Origin of the sequence: Janibacter zhaoxuefangae, from assembly GCF_050271985.1 — a bacterium.
Classification (GTDB): Bacteria; Actinomycetota; Actinomycetes; order Actinomycetales; family Dermatophilaceae.
In genome coordinates, this window is record NZ_CP189849.1 from 1,331,454 (window position 1) to 1,346,089 (window position 14,636).

The 14,636-nt window shown below is 71.1% G+C and carries 12 protein-coding genes; 5 read left to right on the forward strand and 7 right to left on the reverse strand.

All coding sequences use genetic code 11. The features are described from left to right. Nucleotide 1 precedes the first annotated feature (1 nt). Both ACQBAS_RS06285 and ligD read left to right on the forward strand, forming a co-directional pair. Nucleotides 2-370, forward strand: a complete 369-nt coding sequence (locus ACQBAS_RS06285) for a DUF3054 domain-containing protein (protein WP_427385495.1) — start codon at nucleotides 2-4, stop codon at nucleotides 368-370. 9 nt (nucleotides 371-379) lie between these two features. Next, nucleotides 380-1,354 carry a non-homologous end-joining DNA ligase gene (ligD, locus tag ACQBAS_RS06290; protein WP_427385496.1) on the forward strand — a complete coding sequence of 325 codons (975 nt, stop codon included), beginning with the start codon at nucleotides 380-382 and terminating at the stop codon, nucleotides 1,352-1,354. Between the two features lie 17 nt (nucleotides 1,355-1,371). Here ligD and arc read toward each other — a convergent pair whose 3' ends face one another. The 3 genes from arc to ACQBAS_RS06305 all read right to left on the reverse strand — a co-directional run bounded on the left by arc (nucleotide 1,372) and on the right by ACQBAS_RS06305 (nucleotide 5,514). Continuing rightward, complete coding sequence (gene arc / locus ACQBAS_RS06295; protein WP_427385497.1) at nucleotides 1,372-3,135, reverse strand: proteasome ATPase; 1,764 nt, start codon at nucleotides 3,133-3,135, stop codon at nucleotides 1,372-1,374. A 112-nt stretch (nucleotides 3,136-3,247) separates the two neighbouring features. Further along, nucleotides 3,248-4,348, reverse strand: a complete 1,101-nt coding sequence (locus tag ACQBAS_RS06300; RefSeq protein WP_427385498.1) for a tRNA (adenine-N1)-methyltransferase — start codon at nucleotides 4,346-4,348, stop codon at nucleotides 3,248-3,250. An 11-nt stretch (nucleotides 4,349-4,359) separates the two neighbouring features. Further along, the gene (locus tag ACQBAS_RS06305; RefSeq protein WP_427385499.1) at nucleotides 4,360-5,514 is read right to left on the reverse strand and encodes a site-2 protease family protein; all 1,155 of its coding nucleotides are present in this window, start codon (nucleotides 5,512-5,514) and stop codon (nucleotides 4,360-4,362) included. A 129-nt stretch (nucleotides 5,515-5,643) separates the two neighbouring features. On the opposite strand from ACQBAS_RS06305, the gene metH reads away from it, so the two are divergent. Together metH and ACQBAS_RS06315 are read left to right on the forward strand one after the other, a co-directional pair. Next, complete coding sequence (metH, locus tag ACQBAS_RS06310; RefSeq protein ID WP_427385500.1) at nucleotides 5,644-9,432, forward strand: methionine synthase; 3,789 nt, start codon at nucleotides 5,644-5,646, stop codon at nucleotides 9,430-9,432. Between the two features lie 45 nt (nucleotides 9,433-9,477). Then, the gene (locus tag ACQBAS_RS06315; protein WP_427385501.1) at nucleotides 9,478-10,323 is read left to right on the forward strand and encodes a RecB family exonuclease; all 846 of its coding nucleotides are present in this window, start codon (nucleotides 9,478-9,480) and stop codon (nucleotides 10,321-10,323) included. Nucleotides 10,324-10,351: 28 nt separating this feature from the next. Here the strand turns inward: ACQBAS_RS06315 and ACQBAS_RS06320 are convergent, their stop codons facing one another. Continuing rightward, entirely contained in the window at nucleotides 10,352-11,020 is a 669-nt protein-coding gene (locus tag ACQBAS_RS06320) for an HAD family hydrolase (RefSeq protein ID WP_427385502.1), read from the reverse strand. 119 nt (nucleotides 11,021-11,139) lie between these two features. Here ACQBAS_RS06320 and ACQBAS_RS06325 point away from each other — a divergent pair, with 119 nt between their 5' ends. Continuing rightward, a complete protein-coding gene (locus ACQBAS_RS06325; RefSeq protein ID WP_427385503.1) occupies nucleotides 11,140-11,991 on the forward strand; it encodes a PAC2 family protein in 852 nt (283 codons plus the stop codon). A gap of 18 nt (nucleotides 11,992-12,009) precedes the next feature. Here the strand turns inward: ACQBAS_RS06325 and mshC are convergent, their stop codons facing one another. From mshC to ACQBAS_RS06340, 3 genes are read right to left on the reverse strand one after another with little or no spacing between them, the layout of a single operon-like run. After that, complete coding sequence (gene mshC, locus ACQBAS_RS06330; protein WP_427385504.1) at nucleotides 12,010-13,275, reverse strand: cysteine--1-D-myo-inosityl 2-amino-2-deoxy-alpha-D-glucopyranoside ligase; 1,266 nt, start codon at nucleotides 13,273-13,275, stop codon at nucleotides 12,010-12,012. A 22-nt stretch (nucleotides 13,276-13,297) separates the two neighbouring features. Then, the gene (locus ACQBAS_RS06335; protein ID WP_427385505.1) at nucleotides 13,298-14,086 is read right to left on the reverse strand and encodes an SCO1664 family protein; all 789 of its coding nucleotides are present in this window, start codon (nucleotides 14,084-14,086) and stop codon (nucleotides 13,298-13,300) included. Between the two features lie 13 nt (nucleotides 14,087-14,099). Then, entirely contained in the window at nucleotides 14,100-14,618 is a 519-nt protein-coding gene (locus ACQBAS_RS06340) for a DUF3090 domain-containing protein (protein WP_427385506.1), read from the reverse strand. Between the last annotated feature and the right edge of the window lie 18 nt (nucleotides 14,619-14,636).

Sequence of the window (14,636 nt, forward strand, 5' to 3'; positions counted from 1 at the left end):
TGTGACCGACGGGTCAACGACCGGACGCACCGCAGCCCTCGACGTCATCGGCGTGGCCGCCTTCGCCGTCGTCGGCCGCCTCAGCCACGACGAGGGCCTCACCCTCGGCGGGTGGTGGCACACCGCATGGCCGTTCCTCCTCGCCCTCGGACTGGGGTGGGTGGGCGTGCGCCTCGTCGCCAGCCACTGGCCGCTCTCGCTGCGGTCGGGCGTCCCGACGTGGCTCGTCACCATCGTCGGTGGAATGGCGCTGCGCGCGGCCACCGACCAGGGCACGGCGGCACCCTTCGTCGTCGTCGCCACCGTCGTCCTCGGCGGCTGGATCCTCGGGCACCGAGCCGTGCGCGCCGCGCTCCGGCGCCGGGCCTAGGCACCACGCATGACCAGCGCGAAGGGGACGACGCCGCCGGTCATCCTCGAGGTCGAGGGGCGCGAGGTGCGCCTCTCCAGCCCGGACCGGATCTACTTCTCCGAGCGAGGCGAGACCAAGCTGGACCTCGCCCGCTACTACCTGTCCGTGGGCGACGGGATCGTGCGTGCGCTGCGCGAGCGACCGACGATGCTGCACCGCTTCCCGAAGGGCGTCGACGGCCCGAAGGTCCACCAGAAGCGGGTCCCGGCCGGCGCTCCCCCGTGGCTGGAGACGGTGCGACTGCACTTCCCGCGGTATGGCCTGCACGCCGACGAACTGTGCGTGACCGAACTCGCGAGTGTCCTGTGGGCCGTCCAGATGTCGACGGTCGAATTCCACCCGTGGAACAGCCGCCGGGCCGACACGGAGTCCCCGGACGAGTGGCGGATCGACCTCGATCCGATGCCGGAGTGCTCCTTCGACACCGTGCGCCGGGCGGCCGTGGCGTGTCACGAGGTCCTCGACGAGCTCGGGGCCGTCGGATGGCCGAAGACGTCCGGCGGCTCGGGCCTGCACATCTACGTGCGGATCCGGCCCGACCACGGTTTCGGGCAGGTGCGCCGGGCCGCGCTCGCCTTCGCCCGGGAGATCGAGCGCCGGTTGCCGGACGACGTGACGACGGCGTGGTGGCGCCGGGACCGGGCGCTCGATTCCCTCTTCGTCGACTACAACCAGAACGCACGCGACCACACGATGGCCGCGGCCTACAGCGTCCGCGGGAATCCGCGCGGGACGGTGTCGACACCCATCCGGTGGGACGAGATCGCTGACGTGGAGCCGCAGGAGTTGACGATCGCCACGGTCCCGGCCCGCTTCGCCGCCCTGGGCGACCTGCACGCCGGGATCGACGACGCCACCTTCGACATCACTCCCCTGCTCGAGTGGGCCGACCGCGACGAACGCGACGGCGCGGCGACGCCACCCGAACCCGAGACGAGCTGAGCCGATTCAGGCCGGGGTCAGAGGTACTGGCCGGTGTTGTCCACGGTCGCGATGGAGCGACCCGGCTCGGATCCCGACTTCGTGTTGACGAGCGTGCGGATGTAGGTGATCCGCTCGCCCTTCTTGCCCGAGATCCGGGCCCAGTCGTCGGGGTTCGTCGTGTTGGGCAGGTCCTCGTTCTCCTTGAACTCCGCGACGGTGCTGTCCAGCAGGTGCTCGACGCGCAGACCCTCGGAGCCCGTGGTGAGCAGATCCTTGATGGCCATCTTCTTGGCCCGGTCGACGATGTTCTGGATCATCGCTCCGGAGTTGAAGTCCTTGAAGTAGAGGACCTCCTTGTCCCCGCCGGCATAGGTGACCTCGAGGAACTGGTTCTCGTCCTGCTCGGAGTACATCCGGGCCACGACGGCGTCGATCATCGCGTTGACCGTCTCCACCGGGGTGCCGTGCTCCGCCAGGTCATCGGCGTGAAGCGGCAGATCCGGCGTCAAGTACTTGCCGAAGATGTCGCGGGCGGCCTCGGCGTCGGGACGCTCGATCTTGATCTTCACGTCGAGGCGGCCCGGGCGCAGGATCGCCGGGTCGATCATGTCCTCGCGGTTCGTCGCACCGATGACGATGACGTTCTCCAGGCCCTCGACGCCGTCGATCTCCGCGAGCAGCTGGGGCACGATCGTCGTCTCGACGTCGGAGGAGACACCCGAGCCGCGGGTCCGGAAGAGGCTGTCCATCTCGTCGAAGAAGACGACGACGGGGGTGCCGTCGGACGACTTCTCGCGGGCGCGGTGGAAGATCAGCCGGATGTGCCGCTCGGTCTCTCCGACGTACTTGTTGAGGAGCTCCGGGCCCTTGATGTTGAGGAAGTAGGCCGTCGAGTCGGGCTTGCCCTCCCGTTCGGCCACCTTGCGCGCCAACGAACTCGCGACCGCCTTCGCGATCATGGTCTTGCCGCAGCCGGGAGGGCCGTAGAGCAGGACGCCCTTGGGCGGCTTCAGCTGGTGCTTGGCATAGAGATCGGCGTGCAGGTAGGGCAACTCGACGCTGTCGCGAATCGCCTCGATCTGACCGCGCAGGCCACCGATGTCCTCGTAGGACAGGTCCGGGACCTCCTCGAGCACCAGGTCGGCGACCTCGGCCCGCGGGATGATCTCGTAGGCGATGGACGTCCGGGCGTCGAGCAGCACCGCGTCACCGACGCGCACGCGCTCCTCGCGCAGGGAATCGGCGCGGCGCGCCACCCGCTCCTCATCGGCGTGGGCCACGACGAGGAGTCGGTCGTCGCCGAGCAGTTCCTTGATCAGGACGACCTCGCCGCTGCGCTCGAAGCCGTGGGTCGAGACGACATTCATGGCCTCGTTGAGCATGACCTCACGGCCGACCGCGAGCTCGGCCCGGTCGACGGTGGGGCTCACGGCGACGCACATCTTGCGGCCGCCGGTGAGGATGTCGACGGTGTTGTCCTCGTGGGTCTCGAGGACGACGCCGTAGGCGGCCGGCGGCTGGGCGAGGCGGTCGACCTCCTCGCGGAGGGTGACGATCTGCTGGCGCGCCTCCTTGAGGGTGCGCACCAACCGCTCGTTCTGTGAGGAGAGGGTGCCCGCCTGGGACCGGATCCGGGCCAGCTCGGCCCGCAGTTGGCGGTCGGCGGCGCTCGGTGGCGTGAACTCGGGGCGCGCCGTGGGCGCGTCCGGCACCGCCGCCCCTTCGGGCTGGTGATCGTGCTCGCCGTCGTGGCGCTGCTCGTCGTCGCTCATGGCCACTCCCGTCTTCTCAGGGCGCATTCGTCCCTGAGGACAACGTAACGCCCACACGGAACGATGCCCGGGAGGTCCTGCCAGTCGAGATCTGGGCGACGGGGTTGGCTGATGCCGTCGACCGACGCGTCAGGTCGTGTCAGGCGTCCGTGCCACTGGTGTCGCCGGGCTCGATGGCGTCGCCCTCGAGCGGGGCGTCACCATCGAGTGACGCCGGCTCGACGATGCCGCGGCGGAGCTTGCGCATCTTCTTGGGCGCGGCCACGCGCTCCCCCAACGCCTCGGACGTCCAGTCCTCGTCCGGCACGGTCGCCGGACCCTCGGGCACGGGTGCCACGTCGGCATCGCCGCCCGCTTCGGCGGCGTCGTCCTGACCGTAGGCGCCCTTGGCCGGCCGACGTTTGCGCAGCGGTGGCGTCGTGCCCGGGGCGAGGCGGCGCGCGGTGATGAGGAAGCCGGTGTGGCCGTGCATGCGGTGCTCCGGCCGCACCGCCAGACCCTCGAGGTGCCAGCCGCGCACGAGGGACTCCCACGCGGAGGGCTCGGCCCAGCAGCCGCGGTCGCGCATGGCCTCGGCGACCTTGCTCAGCTGCGTGGCCGTCGCGACGTAACAGATGAGGACGCCACCGGGCGCGAGGGCGTCGGCGACGACGTCAAGGCACTCCCAGGGGGCGAGCATGTCGAGCACGACGCGGTCGATGGTGCCCGGCTCGACGGCGGTCGGCAGGGTCTCGACGAGGTCCCCGACGGTGACCTGCCACGCCGGGTGGTCGACACCGAAGAAGGCGCGGGCGTTGGCCTTCGCGATCTCGGCGAAGTCCTCCCGACGCTCGAAGGAGTGGACGCTGCCGTGCTCACCGACGGCGCGCAGGAGCGACATGGACAGGGCGCCGGAGCCGACCCCGGCCTCGACCACGCGGGCGCCGGGAAAGATGTCGGCCATCGTCACGATCTGGCCGGCGTCCTTCGGGTAGACGACGGCGGCGCCGCGCGGCATGGACATGACGTAGTCCGACAGCAGCGGTCGCATGACGAGGTACTCGACACCCGCGGTGTTGGTCGTCGTCGACCCATCGGGGCGGCCGATGAGGTCGTCGTGGGCGATGTAGCCGCGATGGGTGTGGAACTGCTTGCCCGGCTGGAGCGCGATGGTGTGCAGGCGACCCTTGGGGTCGGTCAGCTGGACACGGTCGCCCTCACGGAAGGGTCCACGCCGCAGTTCGGCTCCGGTGGCAGTCATGGGGCGCGAGTCTAGTGGCCGTCGAGTGCCGTCATGACCGCCTGGGCCGTGGCCACGCCCCGCAGGACGCCGCCGGTCGTGACGGCGACGACGGCGAGGTCGTGCTCCTGCATGGTGCGCACGAGGGCAATCGCATCAGCGTCCGGGCCGAGTTCGAGGGCCCACTCGGGCGGCTGATGCCGGACCACGGCGGCGATGCTCGTCGTGGCCCACGCCGCCCGCGGGACGGCGCCCAGGGCCTGCGCGTCGACGAGCCCGAGCGGGCGACCTTCGGGTCCGACGAGGACGGCGACGGCGCCCTCTCGGGCGGCGTCCGCGGCCTGCGCGACCGTCGCATCCGCCGTGATCGCGTGCGCCGGCTGGATGACCGAGGTCAGGGGGACGCGACCGAGCGAACCCAGGATGGTGCCAGCCGCGATGGCCTGGCTGGCACCGCGCCACATGAACATCCCGACCATGCCCACCCAGATGAGCTGGGTGATGTCGAGGTCGCGACCACGCAGCAGCGGGACGACGAGCCACCACACGGCGAGGCCGACGACGACGAGCCGTCCGCACCACCCGGCGACGACCCGGCCTCGGTGCCGGTCCCCCGTCGCGCCCCAGACGGCCGACTCGACGAGTTGTCCGCCGTCGAGCGGGTGCCCCGGCAACAGGTTGAAGGCGGCCAACACCCCGTTGATCAGGGCGAAGGCGGCCGCCAGCCCGTGCGGGACCCCGGGCGGGAGCAGCGGGGCGACGACGAAGGCGACACCGGCCAGGACGAGGTTGCTGATCGGGCCGACGACGGCGATGACGGCGGACTGCCCCGCAGTGGCCTTGGTCGGGTCGTAGGCGGTGTGCCCGCCCCAGAGGTCGGCGACCACCCGCAGCACCGGCAGCCCGAAGGCGCGTGTCGCGAGCGCGTGCGCTCCCTCGTGGACGAGGACGGCCACGAGCAGGAGCAGGGCGTAGGCGAAGGCCACCGCGTAGGCGAGGAGCCCGAGGTCCGGTCGGCTGCGGGCGATCCCGGGACCGATGAGCGCCACGATGACGGCGGCCATGAGGAACCAGGTCCCGCCGAGGTGGACGGGGACCCCGCCGATGGTGGCGATCCGCCAGCCGGGGCCGGAGGCGCGCGCCGCACGTGACGGCGCCTGCGAGGACGAGCTCGGGCCGGTGGTCATGGGATGTGAGCCTATGCGGGTTCCCTGTGCCGACGACCGGTGGGCGGGCAGGGGAACGACCTCGCGCGCGACTCCGCGATACTGGCTGCCGGGTCGTCGCGGCCCGAGAAGCAACCGAAGTGAGGAACTGTGTCCACTGCCGAGTTTCGTCCCGATGCCACTGCGGCGCTGACCGCGGTCCTGCGCGAGCGCGTTCTGGTGATGGACGGAGCCATGGGCACGATGATTCAGCGCCACGGCTTCTCCGAGGCCGACTACCGCGGCGCCGCCTACGCCGACTGGGCGAGCGACCTCAAGGGCAACAATGACCTGCTCTCGCTGACGCAGCCCGAGGTGATCCGCGACATCCACCGGGCCTACCTGGATGCCGGCGCGGACCTCATCGAGACGAACACCTTCAACGCGCAGCGGATCTCCCTGGCCGACTACGGGATGCAGGACCTCGCGACCGAGTTCAACCTGGCCTCGGCACGCCTGGCGCGGGCCGCGGTCGACGAGGCGATGGAGCGCGACCCCTCCCGCCCGCGCTGGGTGCTCGGCGCCCTCGGCCCGACGAACCGCACCGCGTCGATCTCGCCGGACGTGAACGACCCCGGCAGCCGCAACGTCACCTATGACGAGCTCGTCGAGGCCTACCTGGAGCAGGCCCGGGCTCTGGTCGCCGGGGGCGTCGACGTGCTCCTGATCGAGACGATCTTCGACACCCTCAACGCCAAGGCCGCGATCTTCGCCCTCGAGAGCCTCTTCGCCGAGCACGGCCGGCGCTGGCCCGTCATCCTGTCCGGCACCATCACCGACGCCTCGGGGCGCACCCTGTCGGGTCAGACGACCGAGGCCTTCTGGAACTCGGTCCGTCACGCGGCGCCGCTGGCGGTGGGCCTCAACTGCGCGCTCGGCGCCGAGGACATCCGTCCCTACCTCGCCGAGCTCAGCCGGGTCGCCGACACCTTCGTCTCCTGCTACCCCAACGCGGGACTGCCGAACGCCTTCGGGGAATACGACGAGGAGCCCGACCACATGGCCGGCACGCTCGCCGAGTTCGTCGGCGCCGGGCTGACGAACATCATCGGCGGCTGTTGCGGCACGACCCCCGACCACATCGCCGCCCTGGCGGACGCCGCGGCCGCCGGCAGCCCGCGCGTGCCTCCCGCGGTGGCCCCGGCCATGCGACTCGCCGGTCTGGAACCGGTCAACATCACCGACGAGACCCTCTTCGTCAACGTCGGCGAGCGGACGAACATCACCGGCTCGGCCCGCTTCCGCAAGCTCATCAAGGCCGAGGACTACGACGCCGCCCTCGAGGTCGCCAGACAGCAGGTCGAGGCGGGCGCGCCCGTCATCGACATCAACATGGACGAGGGCATGATCGACGGCGTCGCCGCGATGCACCGCTTCGTCAACCTCGTCTCCTCCGAGCCGGACATCTGCCGGGTGCCTCTGATGATCGACTCCTCGAAGTTCGAGGTCATCGAGGCGGGGCTGAAGTGCGTGCAGGGCAAGCCGATCGTCAACTCGATCTCCCTCAAGGAGGGCGAGGAGGCGTTCATCGAGCACGCCCGGCTCTGCCGCCGCTACGGGGCGGCCGTCGTCGTCATGGCCTTCGACGAGGACGGCCAGGCCGACGACCTGCCGCGCCGCATCGAGATCAGCAAGCGGGCGCACCGGATCCTCACCGAGGTGGTGGGCTTCCCCGCCGAGGACATCATCATCGACCCCAACATCTTCGCCCTGGCCACGGGCATCGAGGAGCACGCCAACTACGGCAAGGACTTCATCGAGGCCACACGCTGGATCAAGGAGAACCTGCCCGGCGTCCTCGTCTCGGGCGGCGTCTCCAACGTGTCCTTCTCCTTCCGCGGCAACAACGCGGTGCGTGAGGCCATCCACGCCGTCTTCCTCTTCCACGCCATCGAGGCGGGGATGGACATGGGCATCGTCAACGCCGGCGCCCTGGCCGTCTACGACCAGGTCGACCCGCGACTGCGCGAGCGGATCGAGGACGTCGTCCTCAACCGCCGTCCCGATGCCGCCGAGCGGCTGCTCGAGATCGCCGAGGAGTTCAGCGGGACCGGAGAGCAGGCTGAGGTCCAGGCACAGGAATGGCGTGGCCTGCCGGTGCGCGAGCGCATCACCCACGCCCTCGTGAAGGGGATCGACACCTACGCCGAGGAGGACACCGAGGAGCTGCGCCGGGAGATCTCGGCCGCCGGCGGCAAGCCCATCGAGGTCATCGAGGGTCCGCTGATGGACGGGATGGGCGTCGTCGGCGACCTCTTCGGCGCCGGCAAGATGTTCCTCCCCCAGGTGGTGAAGTCCGCCCGGGTGATGAAGAAGTCGGTCGCGCACCTCATCCCCTTCATCGAGGCGGAGAAGGACCCCGACGCACCGGACAAGCCCAAGGGCAAGATCGTCATGGCGACGGTCAAGGGCGACGTGCACGACATCGGCAAGAACATCGTCGGCGTCGTCCTCCAGTGCAACAACTACGACGTCGTCGACCTCGGCGTCATGGTCCCCGCGCAGAAGATCCTCGAGACGGCGCGGGCCGAGAAGGCAGACGTCATCGGGCTGTCGGGTCTCATCACGCCCTCGCTCGACGAGATGGTCAACGTCGCCGCGGAGATGGAGCGGACGGGTATGGAGATCCCGCTGCTCATCGGCGGGGCGACGACCTCCCGCGCGCACACCGCAGTGAAGATCGACCAGCAGTACCACGGTCCCGTCGTGTGGGTGAAGGACGCGTCCCGCTCCGTGCCCGTCGTCTCCGCGCTCCTGTCGGAGTCGGGCGGCGAGGCGATGCTCGCGGACGTGCGGGCCGACTTCGACGCGCTGCGCGCGCGGCATGCGGCGAAGGCGACCGAGCGGCCGCTGCTGTCCTACGACCGGGCCGCGGACAACCGGACGCCGATCGACTGGTCGGCGGGGGTCCCGCAGACCCCTCGCCTGCTCACCGCGCCGGACCAGGTGCCCGGGGTGATCCCGGCCGAGCACGCCCGCGACGGTGCCCAGCGGCACCTGCGCGTCTTCGTCGACTACGACCTCGCCGAGCTGCGGACCTACATCGACTGGCAACCCTTCTTCAACGCCTGGGAGATGAAGGGGTCCTTCCCGGACATCCTCAACAACCCGGCGAGCGGCGAGGCGGCCCGCCGGCTCTACGACGACGCTCAGGACATGCTCGACCGCGCCATCGCCGAGGGCTGGCTGAAGGCCAATGGCGTCATCGGGCTCTTCCCGGCCAACGCCGTCGGCGACGACATCGAGATCTACCTTGACGAGGACCGGACCGAGGTGCTCGAACGACTGCCGATGCTCCGGCAGCAGGGCCGGCACCGCCCGGGTGTGCCCAACCGCAGCCTGGCCGACTTCGTGGCCCCGAAGGAGACCGGGCTGCGCGACCACGTCGGTGCGTTCGCGGTCACGGCCGGACTCGGCGCGCAGGACAAGGTCAAGGAGTTCAAGGCGGAGCTCGACGACTACTCGGCGATCCTGCTCGAGTCCGTCGCCGACCGACTGGCCGAGGCCTTCGCCGAGCGGCTGCACGAGCGGGTGCGGCGCGAGCTGTGGGGTTACGCCGCCGGCGAGTCCCTCGCGAACGAGGACCTCATCCACGAGCGGTATGCCGGCATCCGTCCGGCGCCGGGCTACCCGGCCTGTCCGGAGCACACGGAGAAGGCGACGCTCTGGCGCCTGCTCGAGGTCGAGTCCAATGCGGGCATCGAACTGACGGAGTCCATGGCCATGTGGCCGGGCGCCGCCGTGAGTGGCTGGTACATCGGTCACCCGGACAGCCAGTACTTCGTCGTCGGACGCGTTGGTCGTGACCAGGTGGAGTCCTACGCCGAGCGCAAGGGCTGGACGCTCCGCGAGGCGGAGCGCTGGCTCTCGCCGAACCTCGGCTACCTGCCGGAGGACTGAGTCCACTCATCTGCGGTGTCGGTGGGCGTGCCTAGGGTGGGGCACATGGTCGCAGCCCTCTCCCCCAGTCGCGCCGCCGACTTCAAGCAGTGCCCCCTGCTCTACCGGTTCCGCGTCATCGACCGGATCCCCACGCCGCCCAGTGCCGCGGCCGCCCGCGGCACGCTGGTCCACGCGGCGCTGGAGCGGCTCTTCGACCTGCCCGCCGACGGCCGGACCCCGGAGGCCGCGGTCGACCTGCTGCCGGGCGAGTGGGCCGCCATGGTCGAGGAGCGTCCGGAGCTGGCCGGGCTGCTGACGGGCGACGACGCCGTCGACGAGACCTCGTGGCTGGGTGACGCGGAGGCCCTCGTCCGGCGCTGGTTCACGCTTGAGGATCCGACGCGGCTCGAGCCCGCCGAGCGGGAGCTCTACGTCGAGACGGAGGTCGACGGGCTCGTGTTGCGCGGCTACGTGGACCGTCTGGACGTCGCTCCCACGGGCGAGATGCGGGTCGTCGACTACAAGACCGGTCGGTCGCCGCGGGAGCAGTACGAGGGCAAGGCCCTTTTCCAGATGAAGTTCTACGCGCTTGTGCTGTGGCGTCTGCACGGGAGGGTCCCCGACCTCCTCCAGCTCGTCTATCTCGGTGACTCGGAGGTCGTGCGCTACGTGCCTGACGAGCGTGACCTGCGCTCGCTCGAGCGCAATGTCCTGGCGGTGTGGGAAGCGATCCGGCGGGCCGCCGAGACCGGCGACTGGCGCCCGCGCACGTCAAAGCTGTGTGACTGGTGCGACTTCAAGGACCTGTGCCCCGAATTCGGTGGCACGCCTCCCCCGCTGCCCGAGGGAGCCGCTCTCCTGGCCGTTGACCCCGCGGCGACGGGGGTCGCCGAGTCCGGCGACGACTGACCGGGTGGGTCGTGGTCGTCTTCGGTTCTCAGAGACCGGCGGCCGGGCGAAGGTCGCCCGCGCCCAGCCCGCGCAACGACGGGATCTGGGTGGCGCCGGCCGTCACGGGGACGGGCACCACGTGCGGCACCGCGAGGGTCGGGACACCGGCGTCGATCGCCGAGCGCACCCCCGTCGGCGAGTCCTCGATGGCGATGCAGGCGCTGGGCTCGACGCCGAGGGCCCGGGCCGCGGCGAGGTAGGGCTCGGGGTGGGGCTTGCCGTGGGTGACCTCGTCACCGGTGATGACGGCGGCGAACCACTCGCCCGGCAGCGCGCCGAGGACGGCGTCCGCGAGCGAGCGCCACGACATCGTCACCAGGGCGCAGGGGACGCCGTGGCGGTGCAGGTCCTCGAGCAGTTCGCGCGCACCCGGTCGCCACGGGATGTGTTCCTTGACCTGGGCGATGACCCGCTGGAGGAGTTCCTCGACGATCGCGACGGGTTCGAGGTCGACCGGGGAGTTGTCCCGGATGAACTCCGCGCTGACGATGAGCGCATTGCCCACGAGTTGGTGCGCGAGCTCCTCCGTCCACGTGCCGCCGTGCTCCTCGACGAGCGCGTGCTCGGCGTTGATCCAGTAGGGCTCGGTGTCGACCAAGGTGCCGTCCATGTCCCACAGGACAGCGGCGGGGAGCTCGGTGAGAGTGGTGGTCACGACGTCCGTCCTGCTCAGGGGCTTGGCACGGCGAGTCTAGTGCGCGCCGGTGCGGGCAGCCGACCGCCGCCTGCGTAGGCTGGGACCTTCCCCAGTGTCGAGTGGTCGGAGGGACCAGCGTGATCGAGTTCGAGGATCTGCCCGAGCTGCGCGACCCCATCATGATCTGCGCCTTCGAGGGCTGGAACGACGCCGGCGAGGCCGCGACGGCGGCCGTGGCCCACCTCAGCCGTGTCTGGGACGCCGACGCGGTGTCCGCGCTCGACCCGGAGAACTACTACGACTTCCAGGTCAACCGCCCGCGGGTGACCACCGAGGACGGCATCCGCCGCATCCAGTGGCGCACGACCCGCGTCCTCCTGGCCCTGCCCGAGCGTCTCGGGCGGGACGTCCTGCTCGTCCAGGGCATCGAGCCGTCCTTCCGCTGGCGCGCCTTCACTCTCGAGCTGATGGAGCTCGCCGAGGAGGCCGGCGTCAGCGCGGTCTACACCCTCGGCTCGCTCATGGCCGACGTCGCGCACACCCGACCCATCCCGGTGACGGCGACGTCGGACAACGAGGACACCATTCACCGCTTCGATCTCGAGGCAAGCACCTACGAGGGTCCGACGGGCATCGTCGGTGTCGTCGCCGACGCCGCCAATCAGGCCGGCCTGACGTCCATCTCGGTGTGGTCGGCGGTCCCCCACTACGCGGGTCACGCGCCCTCACCGAAGGCCACGCTCGCCCTCGTCGCCAAGCTCGAGGAACTCCTCGACACCCCCATCGACCCCGACGACCTCATCGAGAGCGCGCGGGCGTGGGAGCGCGGCATCAACGAACTGGCGGAGTCCGACGACGAGGTCGCCGAGTACGTCGAAGCCCTGGAGCAGGCGCAGGACACCGCCGAACTCCCCCAGGCGACGGGCGATGCCATCGCCAAGGAGTTCGAGCGCTACCTGCGCCGGCGGGAGCCGGGCGAGACGTCCTGAGCCCGAGCAACCCGGAGGTCAGGCGCGCGGGTCGACCCCGAGCAGCGCCGACGTCAGGTCGGCGATGGCGCCCGGAGCATGCGCGTCGGAGCCGCCGCGCGTGAGCGCGTGATCCACCCAGCGGTCGATGGCCGCGAGGGCGTCGGGCGAGTCGAGATCGTCGGCCAACGCCGACCGCACCGAGGCGATCGTGCTCTCAGCGGATGGGCCGGAGGGCAGAGAGACCGCCCTCGTCCAGGCGTCGAGCCGCGCTTCGGCGGCGTCGAGCAGGTCGGCGGTCCACTCCCACTCCGAGCGGTAGTGCTGCCCGAGCAGGACGAGGCGGATGGCGCGCGGGTCGACGCCCACGCCACGCAACTGGGAGACCCGGACGAGGTTCCCCTTCGACTTGCTCATCTTCTCGCCGTCGTAGGCCACCATCGCCTGGTGCACGAAGAAGCGCGCGAAGGGGCTCGTGCCGGTCAGCACGTCGGACTGTGCCTGCGACATCTCGTGGTGCGGGAAGGTCAGGTCCGTGCCGCCACCCTGGATGTCGAAGGGGACACCCAGGTGCTCCACCGCGAGCGCGGTGCACTCGATGTGCCAGCCGGGGCGTCCCGACCCGAGGACCGAGGAGTCCCAGGCGGGTTCGCCGTCGCGGTGGGCGCGCCACAGGAGGGGGTCGAGCGGATCGCGCTTGGCGGGGCGCTCGGGGTCACCGCCGCGGTCGGCGAAGACGGCCATCATCTCGGCGCGCGACCAGTGGCTCACGGACCCGAAGGAGGGGACGGTCGACAGGTCGAGGTAGACGTCTCCCCCCTCGTCCGTGGGGGTGCCTGCATCGACCGGCAGGGTGTACGTGACCCCGCGCGCGACGAGGCCCTCGACGGCCTCGATGATCTCCGGCATGGATTCGACGACGCCCGCGTAGACGGTCGGCGGGATGACGGACAGGGCGGTCATGTCCTCGTGGAAGAGGGCGATCTGCTCGGTCGCGAGCTCCTCCCAGTCGACACCGTCGCGGGCCGCCCGCTCGAAGAGCGGATCGTCGACGTCGGTGACGTTCTGCACGTAGCGCACCTCGTGCCCGGCGTCGCGCAGGACCCGGCCGACGAGGTCGAAGGTGACGTAGGTGGCCGCGTGCCCCATGTGGGTCGTGTCGTAGGGCGTGACGCCGCAGACGTACATCGTGGCGACGGGGCCGGCGTCCACGGGCGCCACCGCGTTGCGCGAGGTGTCGTGGAGGTGGAGGGGCGCGCCGTCACCGGGGACGTCGGGCAGGGACGGGGAGGGCCAGGACTTCACCGGGCAAGACTACGTGCGCGACTCACAGGGGCGGCCACGGGATGGCCGGCCACCCCGTCCCCGGCAGGGGCATGCGCCCCGCGCGCAGCAGCGCCGTCGTCCGCGCGACGAGGGCGTCGACCTCGGCCGCGGTGAGCAGCTCGTCAAGTTCGCCGGCGGGCGCATCCTGCTCGATCACCTGAAGGAGGAGCTCGAGACGCTCGACGTCGCGCGGGGGCAGGGGTTGGCCGGCCCAGCCCCACAGCACGGTCCGCAGTTTCGGTTCGTGGTGCAGGCACAGGCCGTGGTCGATCCCGCGCAGGCCGTGGGGCCCGACGAGCAGGTGGGTCCCCTTCCGATCGCTGTTGTTGAGCACCGCGTCGAGGACGGCGACCGAGCGCAGGTCGGGGGCGTCGTCGTGGGTCAGGAGCACGGGCCGCCCGTCGCCGTCCTCCCCCTCCAACACCTCGATCTCCTCGGCCGGGACCGTGCCGGGGGTCCGCAGGTGCACGACACCGTCGACGTCCTCCGCGACGTCGATCCACTCCTGCACGGAGCCGCGTCCGTGGGGCCCGTCCCGCAGCACCGTGGGCGGCACGACGTCCCAGCCTCCCCAGGAGGAGACGAGGTGCGCGGCGCGCTCGCGTGCGGCGAGCGTGCCGTCGGGGAAGTCCCACAGCGGCCGCTCGCCGAGCTCCGGCTTGTAGACGGCACGGATCCTTGGCCCGGGCCCCACGACCTCGACGAGGAGCGCGAGGTTGGACGCGCCGACGATGCGGCCGATGACCTCGAGGTCACCGCCGGCGAGGTCGGGCGCCGCCTGGGTGCTCACGACGGGGGCTGGCTCAGCGCTTGTAGCCGTTGGCCCGCGGGCAGATGTGGCCCTCCGGGTCCAGCGGGCCACCGCAGAAGGGGCACGCCGGGCGTCCCGCGCCGATGACCCCGGTGGAGCGGCGCACGAAGGCGTGGGCCTGCGCCGGGCTGAGGACGATGCGGACGGACTGGACGGGCATGGGGAGCTCGTCCTCGGCCCGCACCTCCTCGGGGTCGGCGTCGTGGCACTCGATGACCACGACGGTGCGCTCGTCGTCCCACGACAGCGCGAGCGTGGTGACCCGGAAGTCCTCCTCGATGGGCGGGTCAAGCGGCGCGTTGTCGATGATCCCCGGCTCGACCTCGTCGGGTGCGAGATCGTCGAGCAGTTCACTCAGCCGCTCGACGAGGACCTTGAGCTGGACCTTCTCGATCGACAGCGTGGCGCGTCGTCCCTCGGCGCCGGCCTGGAGGAAGAACGCGCGCTGTCCGGGGGGTCCCACGGTGCCGGCGACGAAGCGCTCCGGCGGGTCGAACTCGACGAGGCTCATGCCCGCCACCCTAACCGG

Coding starts and splice junctions, on each gene's coding strand:
- ligD (WP_427385496.1), top strand. CDS start 380: ATGACCAGCGCGAAGGGGACGACGCCGCCGGTCATCCTCGAGGTCGAG.
- ACQBAS_RS06305 (WP_427385499.1), bottom strand. CDS start 5,514: ATGACCACCGGCCCGAGCTCGTCCTCGCAGGCGCCGTCACGTGCGGCG.
- ACQBAS_RS06340 (WP_427385506.1), bottom strand. CDS start 14,618: ATGAGCCTCGTCGAGTTCGACCCGCCGGAGCGCTTCGTCGCCGGCACC.
- ACQBAS_RS06315 (WP_427385501.1), top strand. CDS start 9,478: ATGGTCGCAGCCCTCTCCCCCAGTCGCGCCGCCGACTTCAAGCAGTGC.
- arc (WP_427385497.1), bottom strand. CDS start 3,135: ATGCGCCCTGAGAAGACGGGAGTGGCCATGAGCGACGACGAGCAGCGC.
- ACQBAS_RS06300 (WP_427385498.1), bottom strand. CDS start 4,348: ATGACTGCCACCGGAGCCGAACTGCGGCGTGGACCCTTCCGTGAGGGC.